Source organism: Alcaligenes faecalis, assembly GCF_005311025.1.
GTDB classification, from domain to species: domain Bacteria; phylum Pseudomonadota; class Gammaproteobacteria; order Burkholderiales; family Burkholderiaceae_B; genus Alcaligenes; species Alcaligenes phenolicus.
Map to the genome: position 1 here is coordinate 1,984,121 of NZ_CP031747.1, position 14,858 is coordinate 1,998,978.

Annotated in this window: 15 protein-coding genes; 10 read left to right on the forward strand and 5 right to left on the reverse strand. The window is 58.9% G+C overall.

Annotated elements, in window-relative coordinates; genetic code table 11:
* The first annotated feature begins 67 nt into the window (after window positions 1-67).
* The 9 genes from D0C27_RS09060 (at window position 68) to D0C27_RS09100 (ending at window position 9,078) form a co-directional block, all read left to right on the forward strand.
* Entirely contained in the window at window positions 68-1,081 is a 1,014-nt protein-coding gene (locus tag D0C27_RS09060) for an ABC transporter substrate-binding protein (RefSeq protein ID WP_137430810.1), read from the forward strand.
* Window positions 1,082-1,148: 67 nt separating this feature from the next.
* Window positions 1,149-1,910 carry an ABC transporter ATP-binding protein gene (locus tag D0C27_RS09065; RefSeq protein ID WP_009462739.1) on the forward strand — a complete coding sequence of 254 codons (762 nt, stop codon included), beginning with the start codon at window positions 1,149-1,151 and terminating at the stop codon, window positions 1,908-1,910.
* Window positions 1,910-2,728 carry an ABC transporter permease gene (locus D0C27_RS09070; protein WP_021447064.1) on the forward strand — a complete coding sequence of 273 codons (819 nt, stop codon included), beginning with the start codon at window positions 1,910-1,912 and terminating at the stop codon, window positions 2,726-2,728. The genes D0C27_RS09065 and D0C27_RS09070 overlap by 1 nt, the downstream gene beginning before the upstream one ends.
* A 2-nt stretch (window positions 2,729-2,730) precedes the next feature.
* Entirely contained in the window at window positions 2,731-4,239 is a 1,509-nt protein-coding gene (locus D0C27_RS09075) for an amidohydrolase family protein (RefSeq protein ID WP_137430811.1), read from the forward strand.
* A 122-nt stretch (window positions 4,240-4,361) separates the two neighbouring features.
* Complete coding sequence (locus D0C27_RS09080; protein WP_083054313.1) at window positions 4,362-5,729, forward strand: dihydroorotase; 1,368 nt, start codon at window positions 4,362-4,364, stop codon at window positions 5,727-5,729.
* The gene (locus D0C27_RS09085) at window positions 5,726-6,988 is read left to right on the forward strand and encodes a Zn-dependent hydrolase (protein WP_137430812.1); all 1,263 of its coding nucleotides are present in this window, start codon (window positions 5,726-5,728) and stop codon (window positions 6,986-6,988) included. Before D0C27_RS09080 ends, D0C27_RS09085 begins: the two co-directional genes overlap by 4 nt.
* Window position 6,989: 1 nt before the next feature.
* Window positions 6,990-7,628 carry a flavin reductase family protein gene (locus D0C27_RS09090; RefSeq protein ID WP_060186140.1) on the forward strand — a complete coding sequence of 213 codons (639 nt, stop codon included), beginning with the start codon at window positions 6,990-6,992 and terminating at the stop codon, window positions 7,626-7,628.
* 7 nt (window positions 7,629-7,635) lie between these two features.
* The gene (locus D0C27_RS09095) at window positions 7,636-8,301 is read left to right on the forward strand and encodes an aspartate/glutamate racemase family protein (protein ID WP_009462753.1); all 666 of its coding nucleotides are present in this window, start codon (window positions 7,636-7,638) and stop codon (window positions 8,299-8,301) included.
* Window positions 8,302-8,307: 6 nt separating this feature from the next.
* Window positions 8,308-9,078 (forward strand): 2-keto-4-pentenoate hydratase, encoded by a 771-nt coding sequence (locus D0C27_RS09100; RefSeq protein ID WP_137430813.1) that lies wholly within the window; start codon window positions 8,308-8,310, stop codon window positions 9,076-9,078.
* Window positions 9,079-9,231: 153 nt separating this feature from the next.
* Here D0C27_RS09100 and D0C27_RS09105 read toward each other — a convergent pair whose 3' ends face one another.
* From D0C27_RS09105 to D0C27_RS09125, 5 genes are all read right to left on the reverse strand, one after another.
* Window positions 9,232-10,002, reverse strand: a complete 771-nt coding sequence (locus D0C27_RS09105) for an APH(3')-II family aminoglycoside O-phosphotransferase (RefSeq protein ID WP_137430814.1) — start codon at window positions 10,000-10,002, stop codon at window positions 9,232-9,234.
* Window positions 10,003-10,079: 77 nt separating this feature from the next.
* Window positions 10,080-10,514: an acetyltransferase gene (locus D0C27_RS09110; protein ID WP_137430815.1), complete on the reverse strand. Its 435-nt coding sequence runs from the start codon at window positions 10,512-10,514 to the stop codon at window positions 10,080-10,082.
* Between the two features lie 100 nt (window positions 10,515-10,614).
* A complete protein-coding gene (locus D0C27_RS09115) occupies window positions 10,615-11,232 on the reverse strand; it encodes a GrpB family protein (RefSeq protein ID WP_035268397.1) in 618 nt (205 codons plus the stop codon).
* A 43-nt stretch (window positions 11,233-11,275) separates the two neighbouring features.
* Window positions 11,276-13,051 carry an ABC transporter ATP-binding protein gene (locus D0C27_RS09120; protein WP_205717088.1) on the reverse strand — a complete coding sequence of 592 codons (1,776 nt, stop codon included), beginning with the start codon at window positions 13,049-13,051 and terminating at the stop codon, window positions 11,276-11,278.
* A 35-nt stretch (window positions 13,052-13,086) separates the two neighbouring features.
* Complete coding sequence (locus D0C27_RS09125; RefSeq protein WP_137430817.1) at window positions 13,087-13,656, reverse strand: TetR/AcrR family transcriptional regulator; 570 nt, start codon at window positions 13,654-13,656, stop codon at window positions 13,087-13,089.
* 78 nt (window positions 13,657-13,734) lie between these two features.
* On the opposite strand from D0C27_RS09125, the gene D0C27_RS09130 reads away from it, so the two are divergent.
* Window positions 13,735-14,838: a DUF418 domain-containing protein gene (locus D0C27_RS09130; RefSeq protein ID WP_137430818.1), complete on the forward strand. Its 1,104-nt coding sequence runs from the start codon at window positions 13,735-13,737 to the stop codon at window positions 14,836-14,838.
* The last annotated feature ends 20 nt before the right edge of the window (window positions 14,839-14,858 follow it).

Consider the following 14,858-nt stretch of genomic DNA (forward strand, 5'->3'; position numbering starts at 1 on the left):
TCCCGGCGCGCCTTGATCGCAACGGGCTTACAGAGCGGCTTCATAACTACGACACGGAGACAAAATCATGCAAACCCTGCTTGCTCGCACCCTGGCGGTGCTGGGCTTGGGAATGGCCGCCGCTGCGCCCGCCGCCCACGCCGCTGACAACGTTCATCTCATGCTGGACTTCATCCCCACCGGCGACTATGCCCCGTATTACTCGGGCATTGCCAACGGGATTTACGAAAAACACGGCATTAACCTGAAGATTACCCGTGGCACCGGTTCGGGTGACACAGTTCTGAAAGTGGCTGGCGGCGCGGCCGATATTGGCTTGGCCGATATTTCCGCCATTCTGACCTCGCGTCAGAACAGCCAGACTCCCATCAAGGCCATTGCTTCCACCTTCTCGCACTCGGCCCATTCCCTGTTTGTGCGCAAAGACTCGGGCATTACCGATTTCTCCGGCCTGGAAGGCAAGAAAATTGCCGTCTCGCCCGGTAACAGCCACAAGCTTTACTTCCCCATGGTGGCGCGCAAGGCCAACACCGATCCCGACAAGATTCAGTGGGTGACCGTTGACGGCTCCTCCATGGCACCGCTGCTGATCAACGGCAAAGTGGACGCCGCTCCTTTCCTGGCCACCAACTACTACTACCAGAACAAGCAGGCCAAGCGTTTTGGCAAGGAAATCGTGGTGCTGCCCTTTAGCGATCAGGGTTTCAACATCTACGCCCTGTCCGTATTCGCCACCGACAAGACACTGACCGAGCGTCCACAAATGGTGCAGAACTTCCTGGACGCCACCATCGAAGCCTGGGAAGCCGCCCGCAAGGACCCGGACACGGCTTGTCAGGCCCACGTAAAGGCCAATCCGGAAATCGACCTTGATGACTGCATGGGCAACCTGAACGCGGTGCTGGGCTACATCTACACCGATTTCAGTGCCGAGCACGGAGTAGGCAGCCTGGAAGAAGGCCGCATGAAAAACACCTACGAGGCCGTTGCAGAAGCCCAAAGCCTGGATCCCGCCTGGGACTATCACCAAGCCTACGACACCCAGTTCATCGTCAAGGCCAACGGCACGGCCAAGCCCTGAGCTGAACTGATTTTCGCGCGTGCTCCGGCTTGGCCCAGGCGGGCCGGCGCGCGCCTAGGAGCGCATTGTGATACGCATTCAAGACGTCAACCTGATCTACGGTCGTAATACCGAGCGAGAGACTCAGGCGCTGAAACAAATCAATCTGGACATCCAGGACAACGAAATCATTGCCATTGTCGGCGCTTCGGGCTGTGGGAAATCCACGCTGCTACGCCTGATCGCCGGCTTGCTGATGCCCACCACCGGCACCGTCAGCATTGATGATGAAATCGTTGCCCACCCCCGCCAGGACACCGGCATCGTGTTCCAGGCCCCGACGCTGGTGCCGTGGGCCAATATTCTGGACAACACCCTCTTGCCATCGAGCATCATGGGTCGTCTGGACGATCAGGCCCGCAGCCGCGCCACGCGCCTGCTCACTACCGCCGGGCTGGGCAATTTTCTGCACCACCACCCCAAGCAATTGTCCGGTGGGATGCAACAACGCGTAGCCATTTGCCGCGCCCTGGTCCACAACCCCAAAGTCGTGCTGATGGATGAACCCTTCGGCGCCCTGGACGCGCTGACACGTGAAACCATGACGCTGGAGCTGCTGCGCCTTTGGTACGAAGACCCCAAAACAATTGTCTTTGTGACGCACTCAATTTCCGAAGCCGTCATGCTGGGCCACCGCATCGTGGTCATGTCGCCGCGCCCCGGCCAGATTACCGAAATTCTGGACGTGAACCTGCCCCGCGAACGCGACTTTTCCCTGGTGGGCACGCCCGAATTTACGCGCTGTGCCGCTGCCGTCCGTGAACTCATTTTCCAACACGAGGTGGCTTGATGAGCGAGCAAACTCAAACCCTGGGCGCCGCGCCCGTGCGCAAGCGACGACTGCGCCTGCGCGATTTCAATGAAATTACCGTCCCGGCCATCACCCTGATTGCCGTGGTCATCCTGTGGGAGCTGGCCAGCCGCCTGTTTGATATCCCTGAATATCTGGTGCCTGCCCCCTCGCGCATCTGGGCCGATTCCATGCAAATGAAAGAGGCCATGCTGATGCACACGCTGGTGTCCACGCGCACCATCATGCTGGGCTTTTTGCTGTCGATTGTGATCAGCTTTCCGCTGGCCGTGCTGATTACCTACTCGCGCTTTTTCGAGCAGGCCATCTACCCGCTGCTGATCCTGACCCAGTCCATCCCCAAGGTGGCCCTGGCTCCGATTCTGGTCATTATCTTTGGACCCACTGAGCTGCCACGCGTCGTGGTGACTTTTCTGGTGGCCTTCTTCCCGCTGGTGATCTCCATGACCTCCGGCCTGCTGGCGGCCCCACCCGAGCTGATCGAGCTGGTCCGTGCCTGCCGCGCCACCCGCTTGCAAGAGTTTTTCCGCATTCGCCTGCCCTTTGCCGTGCCCTTTATTTTCTCGGGTCTGAAAGTGGCCATCACCTTATCCGTGGTGGGTGCAGTAGTCGGTGAATTTGTAGCCGCTGACCAAGGTCTGGGCTACTTGATCACCACCTCTACGGCCTTCTTCAAGACACCGGTTGCCTTTGGCGCCATGGCGATCTTGTCCGTGCTGGGCATTGTGTTCTTTCAGGTAATTTCTGCCGCCGAACGCATCCTGTTCCCTTGGGCAATCAAGGACAATCGGAGCTGATCATGACATCAAGTTATACCGTCATCCGTGGGGGCCTGGTGCTGGCCCACGCCCAAGCCAAGGCCGAACCTCTGGACATTCTGATCAAGAACGGCGAGATCGAAGCCATGGGCCCGCCCGGCCTGCCCGCGCCGTCTGAAGCCACGGTGGTGCAAGCGGATGACCAACTGCTGCACCCCGGCCTGATCAACGCCCACACCCACGGCCACGGCACCTACGCCAAGGCCATGGGGGATCGCTGGTCGCTGGAGCTTTTATTGACAGCTGGCCCCTGGATCAATGGCGACCGCCATCTGGAAGACAAATACCTGAGCACTCAGTTGAACGCGGCAGAAATGCTGCTCAAAGGCTGTACCGCCAGCTACGACCTGTACTCCGAAGTCCCGGTTCCGACGGCGGAAGGCATGAACGCGGTTGCCCAGGCCTATGTGGATGCCGGTATGCGAGCCACGGTAGCGCCCATGATGGCGGACCTGTCCTTTTACCAGTCCGTCCCCGGCCTGATCGAAGCCCTACCGGAAGAGCTGCAACGGTTTGTGGCCCAACTGGCCCCCCAGTCGTTCCGGGCTACGCTCTCGGGCCTGACGGACTTTCTAGATCAGCAGCGCAACCCCGACCGCATTCGCGTGGCCTTGGCCCCGACCATTCCCATGCTGTGCTCGGACGAGTTCCTGCAAACCTGCGGTGAAATCAGCGCGGAGCGCAATATCGGCCTGCACAGCCACGTTGGCGAGTCCTATGTGCAAGCCCTGACCGGCATGAAACGCTATGGCACCACCATTGTTCAGCATCTGGACAAGCTGGGCCTGATCTCGCCCCGTTTCACCCTGGCGCACGCCATCTGGCTGGACGAGCGCGACCTGGACATTCTGGCCGAACGCGGTGCCATGGTGGCCCACAACCCCGGCAGCAATATGCGTTTAGGTAATGGGATTGCCGATGTGAACTCCATGCTGGAACGCGGCATTACCGTGGGCCTGGGCACGGACGGCTCCAATAGTGGCGATAACCAGAATATGTACGAGGCCATGCGTCTGGCCTCCTTCTCGTCCAAGGTGCGCGGCCCGGATACAGAACGCTGGGTCACAACCGCACAAGCGCTGTACGCCGCCACCGAAGGCAGCGCCCGCTGCCTGGGCATGGGCGAGCAGTTGGGACGTCTGGAACCGGGTCGCAAGGCCGACATCGTGTTTCTGGATCTGGCTCATATCAACTGGATTCCGCATAACAACACGGTCAATCAGCTGGTGCATCTGGAAGACGGGCTGGCGCTGCGCCATGTCATGGTCGACGGCCAGTTTGCCGTGCGCGACCGACAGTTAACACAAGTGAATATGCCTCGCCTGCGCCAACAAGTGGAGCAGGCCCAGGAACGCATCACACGCAATACCTACGACAAGCGCCACATCACGGAAAAACTGGCCAAAGCCGTAGGTTCGTTCTGCCTGTGCCTGGGCCACGACCGCTATCACGTACAGCGCTGGGCGCACTCTAAGCAAGACTTAACATGACGTTATGTTTTACCGATAAATAGGCATACGACATTCATGACTGGATTTGCTTCAATCATGGAAACGAACACGATTGCGGGCACGCGAGATGCGCGGGTCCGAGCCATCCAAGGAGGAAGATAATGAGCGACTTTGATCTGGTAGTACGAGGAAATATTGTTGAACGCGACCGCATCATCACAGACGGCTGGGTGGCCGTGCGTGAAGGCCGAGTAGCAGCCCGCGGTGTTGGCGCGGCTCCTTCGGCCCGTGAACATGTGGATGCGCGTGGCATGTGGGTCATGCCCGGCGTGCTGGACGGTCAGGTGCATTCCGGCAGCCAGGCCAATCAGGAAGGTCTGGGCTGGGCCTCGCGTGCGGCGGCCGCCGGTGGCGTGACCACCATGGTGGAAATGCCCTACGACGATCCCGAACCCGTTGCCTCCCGCCCGCAGCTGGAAGACAAGATTGCCCGCATTGAAAGCGATTGCCACGTGGACGTGGCCTGCTACGGCACATTGAACGACCAGCACGGTCTGGAAGCAGCCGCTGGCCTGATTGAAGGCGGCGTTTGCGGTTTCAAATTCTCTACCTTTGAAGCCAGCCCCAACCGCTTTCCGCGCGTGGAAGAAGACATCCTGATGGAAGCCTTCCGCCTGATTGCCCCCTCCGGCCTGGCCTGCGGTGTGCACAACCAGGACCAGGAACTGACACGCAAGAACATCAAGCGCATGGTCGAAGCCGGTGATACGGGTTGGGACGCGTTCCTGCGCGCTCATACTCCGCTGATCGAAAACCTGGCCACCAGCGCCATTTATGAAATCGGTGCCCAGACCGGTGCCCGTGCCCACGCTGTGCACGTGTCCCTGTCGCGCGGTTTTGAGATCTGCAATATGTACCGTCAGGCAGGCCACAAGGCGTCCATCGAGACCTGCGTGCAGTACCTGATGCTGAACCACGAAGAACACACCCGCCGCTTCGGTGCCAAGACCAAGCACTACCCTCCCATTCGCCCCAAGGCGGAAATGGATCTGCTCTGGACCCACATCGCCAACGACGAATGTACCTTCGTGTCCTCCGACCACGTCAGCTGGGGCCTGGAGCGCAAGCAGTTTGACAATGTGTTCCAGAACTCCTCTGGTGGTCCTGGTCTGGAAACGCTGCTGCCCGCCTTCTGGACAGGCTGCGCCGAACACGGCATTTCCCCCACTATGGTCGTCAAGCAATTGTGCTGGGGCCCTGCCCAACACTTCCTGCTGGAACACCGCAAGGGTTCGCTGAATGTGGGCGCAGACGCCGACATCGTGATCGTCAAACCCGAAACCTATCGCTTTGATCCGTCCAACAGCCTGTCCGCCGTGACCTGGAGCTCCTTCGAGGACCGTGAATTCCAGGTTCGCGTGGAAGCCACCTATGTGCGCGGCCAACTGGCCTGGGACGGCAAAACCGTGCGTAACGCGGCGGGCGACGGTCAGTTCATCCGTCCGCACAAAGCAGGCGAACTGTCATGAGTCTGGCCATGCCCTTGTTGAATCAGGAGCGCCTGTGGCGCAGCACCCAGGAGCTGGCCGCGTTCACGCTGCCTGACCAGCCCTGGACACGCCGCGCCTTCTCCGATCTGTTTCTGCAATCGCGTCAGTGGTTGCTACAACAGTTCGAGGAAGCGGGCCTGACCGTACGCATGGACGCCGCAGGCAATCTGATCGGACGCCGCGAAGGGCGCAAGCCCGGCCTGGCACCGATTACGACTGGCTCGCACTGCGACACCGTGATGTATGGCGGACGCTACGACGGCATCATCGGCGTGCTGGCCGGGCTGGAAGTGGCCCGTTGCCTGAACGAGCAGAACATCCAGCTGGACCATCCTTTTGAAGTGGTGGATTTTCTGTCTGAGGAGCCCAGCGACTATGGCGTGTCCTGCGTAGGCAGTCGCGCCATGGGCGGGGTCTTGTCCGACGCCATGCTGGCCGAACGCAATCCTCAGGGCGAAACGCTGGCGCAAGGCATTGCTCGCATCGGTGGCCGCCCCCAGGAGCTGGCCCAGGCCCGTCGTGCGCCCGGTGATACCGCCGCCTTTGTCGAGTTGCATATCGAACAAGGCCCGGTACTGGAATCGCGCAATCTGCCTATCGGCGTGGTCAGCAATATCGTGGGTATTTGCCGCCACCGCATCATCATCACAGGTCGCCCGGACCATGCAGGCACCACACCCATGGACATACGTCGTGATGCCCTGGTCGGTGCCAGCCTGATCATCAGTGAAGTGGACCGCAAGGCCCGCCGGGCTCTGGGGGGACCAGACTATCTGGTCGCCACCATTGGCAACCTGAACCTGACACCCAACGCCTCCAATGCCGTTCCCGGACGCGTAGAAATGATGGTGGAAGTACGCAGCGACCGTCAGGAGCTGATGCAGAACTTCACTGAGGAACTGCTGGCCCAGTTGCGCCCGGAAATCGAGGCCATGGGCCTGGGTCTGGACGCGGCGCAAGTCAGCCTGGCCAAGCCCACGGACTGCACGCCCGAGGTGATGAGCATCATCGGGCAGGCTGCCAGCGCTTTGGGATACCCGAGCATGGTCATGCCTAGCGGCGCCGGTCATGATGCGGTTTACATGGCACCCAGCGGCCCCATGGGCATGATCTTCATTCCCTGCCTGAATGGTCGCAGCCATTGCCCTGAAGAATCCATTACGTCCGAGCAGCTTCTGGACGGTACGCGGGTTCTGTATCAGACCGTTGTCATGTTGGACCAGAGCCTGGAGAGCTGACATGGACTGGTCCTGTGATCAGCTTGGCGAACGCGAACGCTACCGCTTGTTGGTCAACACTGTGTTGCCGCGCCCCATCGCCCTGGTCACGACCTGTGACCAGCAGGGGCGCGTGAACACGGCCCCGTTCAGTTTTTTCAATGTAATGGGCTCGGAGCCTGCCGTACTGGCACTGGGCCTGGAAAACGATGCGCACTCTGCCGATGGTCTGAAAGACACCACCCGCAATATCCTGGCCACCGGCCAGTTTGTGGTGAACCTGATCAGCGCCAAGATGGCACGCGCCATGAACATCTGCGGCATTGCTTACCCGACCGGTCAGGCCGAGCACCTGCAGGCGGGCCTGGATCTGGCCCCCAGCGTGCAAGTGCAGCCGCCCCGTATCGCCCAATGCCCAGTGCAGTTTGAATGCCGCTTGCACACCGCGCTGGACCTGGGCCCGCTACGCCATATCGTCATTGGCGAAATCCTGCATTTGCACTGCGACGACGCCATCCTGACGCCTGAAGGGCGCATTGATATAGACGCTTACGACCCTATTGGGCGCATGCACGGTTCTGACTGGTATGTCGGCCTGCAAGGCCGCTTTCAGTCAGAAAAACTAAGCCACCAAAACGGGCTACCGCCCACCCAAACATAAAAACATCATGAACCGTCGCCCTCATATCTACGTTCTGAACCCCAATTCCAGCCAGATCGTAACGGATGGCCTGGACCGTGCTGTCCAGCCTCTGCGTCTGGCCGATGGCCCGGCCATCTCCTGCCTGCGCCTGCCCCAAGGCCCGGCGGGTGTACAAAGCCAGACCGATATTGACACCCTGATCCCTCACTTGCGCGCCCAGGCCCTGAGCGTCAAAGAAGACGCCGCTGCTTATGTGGTGGCCTGCTTTAGCGACCCCGGCCTGTACACCTTGCGCGAAGCAGTGGATGTGCCTGTATTGGGCATTGCCGAAACCGGCGTGCTGACTGCCTTGTCACTGGGCCAGCGTTTTGGGGTGCTGTCCATTTTGCAGGCCTCTATCCCGCGTCACCTGCGCTACTTTGGTGCAATGGGGGTGACTGATCGCCTGGCCGCCGACCTGGCTATCAATATGGGCGTGTCGGAGCTGGCTGACGAGAAAAAAGCCCTGCAACGTCTGACAGAAGTCGGCCAGCGCCTGCGCGATGAGCACGGTGCTGATGTGGTGGTGCTGGGTTGTGCTGGCATGGCCAATCAGCGCGAGGCGCTGGAACAGGCTTTGGGCATTGCCGTCGTGGAGCCCACGCAGGCCACCGTTGCGGTAGCCTTGGGCCGTTGCTTATTAGGCTGGTAAGCCTTGATGAGCACCACACTGCAAACCGACTGCCTGGCGACGGCACAACGTCTGCTCCAGGCCCGCCAAGAACACCGTCCCATCGAAGACTGGCCCGACGCGCTGCGACCTGTGTCTTTTGATCAGGCCTATCGCGTCCAGGCCGTGCAAATGAAAACCCTGGGCCCCATAGGAGGCTGGAAAGTCGGCGCGGCCAATAGCGTGGCCCCGCCCACCTGCGCCCCCCTGCCCCAGCGTTCTCGTTACGCCAGCCCGGATGTACCATCCAGCAAGGAGCTGTCCTTGCGCGGCATAGAAGTGGAAATCGGCCTGGTTCTGGGTCAGGACTTACCGCCCGGCCAGGCACCGTATTCCATGGAACAAATCTGGCAGGCGGTCAGCCAGATCTGTGTAGCCGTCGAAATTGTGGAATCCCGCTTTGCGCAGCGTGACACCGTAGGCCGTCTATCCACCCTGGCCGATCTGGCTAGCCACGGTGCGCTGGTCTATCAGCCGCAAGGCGTCGCCGCGCAGGATATGACATTGCTACAACCTGCATGGGCACGCCTGCAAGTGGGGCAGCAACCCTTGCTGCAAGGGCCGAACCAGAATCCGGCGGGTGAGCTGACACGACTGCTCATCTGGCTGGCTAATCAGGGCAGCCACCACCTTGGCGGGCTGCAAAAAGGGCAGGTCATCATTACGGGCACCTGTTTACCCATGCTGTATGCCGCCCCCGGCGACCGAATTCAGGCGGCCATTCAAGGGATCGGCGAGCTGAATTTTATCTGCGCCTAAGATCACATTGCCAGCGTCCGAAACGGCGCTGGTTTTGCCCGACAGAACTTCTCATCAGGCAGCACAAGCTCTGCACTGCTGCTCCAAGAAATGCAGCGTGCAAAGCCGATTTGCCAATAGTGGCTGACCTTGGGAGACAACGACCAGTCGGGTTCAAAAAAACTCATCCAACAGGCAGAAGAAAGCGATGCGCTCGGCATCCATTTCCACGCCGTACAAGGCAAAGAAAGGCGCTAGCCACTCCTTGCCCAAATTGCGTTCTATGCTGCGCGCCGTCAGCGCCAGATCCTGATAACGATCCGCCACGCCCAAACGTCCGCAGTCGATAAAACCGCTGAACTGCCCTTGATGCACCATGAAGTTGGGCAAGCAGGCATCGCCATGGGTGACCACTAGATCTTCTTGTCCTGGGCGGCTGGCATACAGTTCGTCCAATAGGTTTTGAACCGGCATGCCCTGACGCTCATCGTCAAAATCTTCTTCATCAATCAGGCCCGCTTCCGCCCTGGCACGTGCATCGGCCAACCGATGCTCCAGGCGATGATCGAAGGGGCAGGACTCCAGTGGCAAGCGATGCAGGCTTTGCAAGGACGAAGCCAGTAACTCCACGGTTTGCTGGGGAGACAGGCCTTCAGTGCAGGCCAGATCGCGCCCAGGAACAGCACTCATCAGCAGCCAATGGCGGCTTTGCGCCAACAAGGTATCCAGCACCTCTGGGCAAGGCAGACCTTGCGTATGCATCCAGCGCAAGCGCTCAATTTCATCGGGCAGCTCGGCCAAAGGCAGATCGTCCTCCGCCTTCACAAACTGGCAGGAGCCATCCGGCCAGTCCAGACGCCAGACATCAGCCCCGGACTCCCCAATGGTTTGACGTTGTACCTTGGCGGCAGCCAGTCGGGTTTGCCAGGCAAGAGGAAAACTCATACTTAAAAACCTTGCTGAAAACAGTCGATAAAAACGGAGGGAGGGATCAAGCCAAACGAATCAAACCGTGATGCCCATCAGACCTGATACTGCAGGTGAATCAGCGGGTAAGGCTTGCCCTGATCATCCACGGGCGAGCGTCCAATACGCTTGAAGCCCATTTTTTCGTAAAAGCCTACAGCCTGCTCATTCTGTTCATTCACATCAGTGGTCATGCTGGGATGCAGGCTCAAGCCGTGCAGCACCAAGGCCTTGCCCACACCCATACCCCGGCTGTCCGGGTCCACAAACAAGGCCTGCATATGGCCCTGCTCAAGCAGCATGAAGGCCAGCGGGTAATCCGTCTCATCCACCGCCAGCCATAAACTGACCTGGGGCAGAAACCCGCAGACCATGACATCAATTTCCTGACGATCCTGAACGGATAAAAAATCGTGCGTGGCATCCACGGCCTTGCGCCAGATTTCAACCGCACGTTGCCCGTCCTCCGGGCGCGAATGACGAATCCTCATGGGGCTCATCCTGTTTGTAAAGTGTTAGCTGGCAAGCAAGACACTGATGTCAGCGGTAGGTACGTCAAGGCTGCAGCCGGGGCAAGAACACCGGCCAGGCTCAAGACGACAGTCCCTGCGATGCAAAAATCTTTTGATAAATATTCCGCACTACTGCCTGCTTTCGCTGGTTGTAATCCCGCACACTGCCAGCCCCTTCTTTAGCCTGCATTTTGGCCTGGGCATAGCGCTGCAAATCCTCGGGATGCGTACCCAGCCAGTCCCGAAACAGGATATGGCGAATATGCTCAGGGCAATCCGGGCCGAACACATGCAGATTCACACGCGGCTCTTCCTGACGCAGCATGCGGTGCTGATACCAGGAGCGCTCACGTATGCTCAACTCATAACCCAAGGCATTCAACGCAGGAACATAGTCCTCTTCCTGCTCCGGGTCGGCCACCAGCACATCAATATCAATCACAGGCTTGGCAGGCAGGCCGAGCACCGCGGTCGAGCCCACATGCGCAATAGTCAGGGCCTTATTGCCCAGGGCCGCCTGAATTTCCTGACTCAAGCGCTGATACAGCACCGGCCAGTTCGCGTCGTAGTCCTGAACCTCGATCAGCTCTGCTTTAGGCTCGCCTGCCACCCAGGGGTTCTCATTGGGGTCGCCATCCTCGAAGGTGGTGATTTTGCTTAGTGCCGATGCAGACACGGTCCTGTTCTCGCGATTCACACAAATTCTCCTTGATACGACTTTCAACTTTTCCACGTCCACCTCACATGGACTGACCGGCTTTCAAAAGTTGGGCATACACACCGTCCAGCGCAGCCAGTTCCTGATGGCTACCCTGCTCAACCAGCCTGCCCGCCTTGAGCACAAAAATGCGGTCGGCATGACGGACGGTAGACAGGCGGTGCGCAATCGAAATAACGGTACGAGTTTCCGCCATTTTGGCCAAGGCGGCTGACATGGCATTTTCCGTGGTGTTATCCAGCGCACTAGTGGCCTCATCCAGCAAGAGAACGGGCGGGTTGCGCAGAATGGTACGAGCCAGAGCCAAGCGCTGTTTTTCGCCCCCGGAAAAACGATACCCTCGCTCGCCCACCGTAGTTTCATACGCCTGCGGCAAGGACATGATGAAGTCATGAATCTGCGCGGTTTTGGCTGCGGCCAGCAGCTCCTCATCACTTGCCTCAGGCCGTGCAAAACGCAAATTCTCCGCAATGCTGGCATTCAACAAAAAGGGCTCCTGATTCACCACGCCCAGCACACTGGCCAACTGCTCGAAACTCATCTGGCGCAGATCAATACCATCAATCGTGATGCTGCCTTGATTCGGGTCGGCCAGACGCGCCAACAAGTAACCCAGGGTAGTTTTACCAGCGCCTGTCGGTCCCACAATCGCCACATGACTGCCCGCAGGAATATCCATATTGATGTCGGACAAGGTAGCGGTCTCGGATTGATAGCGGTAGCTCACTCCTTTGAGCCGCACATGACCTCGCGGTCCCGTAGCCGGGAAAGGACGGGGCTGGGCAGGCTCTGTCAACTCGGGCGGCGTATCCATGTACTCAAAAATCCGGGTGAACAGCGCTCGGGTAGTGCGCAGACGCACCCCGCTTTGCAGCAGTTCTTCCAACGGCCACATCAACTGCTCCTGCAAGGCAATCAGGGCAACCAGGGTTCCGATGGTGACCACCATCCCCTGGCCGATCAGCCAGCCACCCAGCAACAGCGTCAAAGCGGGCAAGGCACTTAAAAACAGATAGATCAGCGACCATTGCCATTCACCAGCCGTGTGCGCACGCACTTCCAGTCGGGCTACCTCCGAGGAGACCTGTGCAAAGCGCCGCGTCAAAAAACCGCCTTGTGCCAAGGTACGGGACAAAATGATGCCCGGAGCTGACAAGGTTTCTTGCACTGTCGCCGACATATTCGCGTGACCAGCCTGCTGATCATGCGTCAAACGCTCGCGCAGTTCCCCTACCTTATTACTCAGCCAGATCAAGGGCGGCAAGACAGCAAAGGAGAACAGAGCCAAGCGCCAGTCCAACAGCAACATGGCAATGGCCGTGGTGACCACCACGCTCAAGTTACGCGCCAAATCAGTGGCTGTGTTGCTGACCACAGCCTGCAAGCCACCAATATCATTGGCGATACGGGACTGAATTTCACCTGTACGAGTACGAATGAAAAAGCCCAACGACAGGCTTTGCAGATGACGATACAAACCGACCCGCAAATCGTGCATGATGGCCTGCCCGATCTTGGTGGACAAAATGGTTTGCAACACACTGATGCTGGCACCCAAGGCACTGATACCCAGCAGGCCCAGCACCAGCCAAACCAGCAGTCCAAAGTCCTGGTCCGGCAAAGCTGTGTCGATAATCTCGCGCAGCAAAAAAGGAGACACCACGCCAATCACTGCACCAAAGGCAATCAGCAGGGCCACCATAAACAAGCGCATGCGCCAGGGTTTGAACAAACCCAAAATCCGGCCCACGGAGGTATGGCGGGAGGATAGCGTTTTGTAATCAGTATCGATTTCCATCATCAAACTACTTAAGGCAGGCCGACGGATTCAGGCTAAGTCGGCCGGGTTTCCAGAAAAAATAAATGTCGCAAATGCTGTTCGGCCTGGGCAGGGCTCAGATCCGTAAAATCGGTCAACAGCATATTGGCCAAGCCGTCATACATCGCAGATAAGCGCAGTGCCGTGCCCAGGGCATCGGGTACCTGCCAAAAACCTTGCTCCGTGCCCCGACTCAGATAAGAGGCCAGTTGTTCCAGCATTCTTTTATGCACGCGGGTGGTCACCACGGCCAGGGCTGCATCGGTTTTGGCCAGATCAGTGGCATCAATCCACAAAAACCAATAGATGCGATTGCGCTCTTCAAAGGCCGTCTTCAGGTAATCCTCCATCAGAACCCGAGGGTCTGCAGATTGCGCAGCCTCCCATTCCATGAGCTGATCGAAGATCTCGCCCCAAGCCTCGGCCCGCAATTCGGACCAGCGAAAGTAATGGTTCAACAGTCCACGGCCCACTCCAGCCCGTTCGGTCACCATGCGAGTGGTGGCGGCGCGAACACCAACTTCCATCAGGACCTCAACCGCGGCCTGTCGAATTCGTGTGGCACTGTCTTCTTTTTCACTCATCACCTTCCCTCCCTATTGACACATTGAGCAAGCGCTCAATATTATGGCATTGAACAAGCGCTCAATCAATAAACATCCATGTCTACGGCTTCTCGAAACTCCTCCATCGACCTGATTCGCACCGCTGCCCTGATCGGTATTTGTGTGGTGAACCTGCCCTATCTGGCACTGAGCGACAGTGGCCCGACAGCCACATCCTCCTCCTATGACCACATGGCTGCCTTCCTGATCGAATTTCTGTTTCAGGGCAAATTCTTCCTGCTGTTCTCGCTGATTTTTGGCTGGGGTATAGAAATCCAGGCACGCTCTGCCGAACGTGCTGGCGTCCCCCTCAGCAGCCGCTACTTCCGCCGCATGTTCGGCCTGGCCGTGCTGGGTTGCTTGCACGCGACGCTGGTTTTTACCGGCGATATCCTGCTGCTTTACTCAGTGCTGGGTGTGCTGATCTGGCCGCTACGCAAGCTCTCCCCGCGCGGGTTGATCAAGGTGGCGTTGTTGATGGTGCTGGTAGAAATTGCCAGCCTGGCACTGATCGCTTATCTGCTGGCCGGTAGCGAAGACATGGCCCCGGTGTACTCCTTGGGCGGTGCCTTCTCCGAGGCAACGCTGGCACGCATCAGCGAATGGCCGGAGTCCTTTGCCTTCCTGTTTCTGTACCAGGGTCCATTGGCCTTTGGAGCCATGCTGATGGGCTTGGCCGCGGCCAAGAGCAACTTCTTTGAAGCCCATAGCGCCGGCCAACAAAAGTTGGGGCGCGCCCTGCCCTGGCTCCTGCCACTGGCTTTGGCGATCAACTTCTTTAGCGCCTCCGTGACCAACGAAGAAAACTTGATGGGGCTGACGGGTCTGTTCAGCATCGCCATCGGCGCGCCCTTGCTAGCCACGGTGTATCTGTACCTGCTGCTGCGTTGCGGACAATGGCTCAGCCTGCCCAATGTACTGATTGAGGCGGGCCGCAATTCACTGAGCGCCTATGTCAGCCAAGGCATTTTGGCGGGTCTTGTTTTCAGCAGCTATGGCCTGGATCTGTTTGATTCCTTTGGGAATGCCGCACTGTTATTGATCGCCATTGGCCTGGCTCTGCTGGCCATGAGCCTGACAGGTCTGATCGCCCAGCGCTGGGGGCGCGGCCCCTTGGAGGCGGTGCTACGACGCATCACCTACGGGTCCAAACACGCCTGAACCGCCCGCCTTTTATCTGA

Bases quoted from the DNA above. Each gene is read 5' to 3' on its own strand.
- D0C27_RS09125 (WP_137430817.1), bottom strand. From the start codon at position 13,656: ATGAGTGAAAAAGAAGACAGTGCCACACGAATTCGACAGGCCGCGGTT.
- D0C27_RS09095 (WP_009462753.1), top strand. From the start codon at position 7,636: ATGAACCGTCGCCCTCATATCTACGTTCTGAACCCCAATTCCAGCCAG.
- D0C27_RS09100 (WP_137430813.1), top strand. From the start codon at position 8,308: ATGAGCACCACACTGCAAACCGACTGCCTGGCGACGGCACAACGTCTG.
- D0C27_RS09110 (WP_137430815.1), bottom strand. From the start codon at position 10,514: ATGAGGATTCGTCATTCGCGCCCGGAGGACGGGCAACGTGCGGTTGAA.
- D0C27_RS09080 (WP_083054313.1), top strand. From the start codon at position 4,362: ATGAGCGACTTTGATCTGGTAGTACGAGGAAATATTGTTGAACGCGAC.
- D0C27_RS09085 (WP_137430812.1), top strand. From the start codon at position 5,726: ATGAGTCTGGCCATGCCCTTGTTGAATCAGGAGCGCCTGTGGCGCAGC.
- D0C27_RS09130 (WP_137430818.1), top strand. From the start codon at position 13,735: ATGTCTACGGCTTCTCGAAACTCCTCCATCGACCTGATTCGCACCGCT.
- D0C27_RS09070 (WP_021447064.1), top strand. From the start codon at position 1,910: ATGAGCGAGCAAACTCAAACCCTGGGCGCCGCGCCCGTGCGCAAGCGA.
- D0C27_RS09090 (WP_060186140.1), top strand. From the start codon at position 6,990: ATGGACTGGTCCTGTGATCAGCTTGGCGAACGCGAACGCTACCGCTTG.
- D0C27_RS09105 (WP_137430814.1), bottom strand. From the start codon at position 10,002: ATGAGTTTTCCTCTTGCCTGGCAAACCCGACTGGCTGCCGCCAAGGTA.
- D0C27_RS09060 (WP_137430810.1), top strand. From the start codon at position 68: ATGCAAACCCTGCTTGCTCGCACCCTGGCGGTGCTGGGCTTGGGAATG.
- D0C27_RS09075 (WP_137430811.1), top strand. From the start codon at position 2,731: ATGACATCAAGTTATACCGTCATCCGTGGGGGCCTGGTGCTGGCCCAC.
- D0C27_RS09120 (WP_205717088.1), bottom strand. From the start codon at position 13,051: ATGGAAATCGATACTGATTACAAAACGCTATCCTCCCGCCATACCTCC.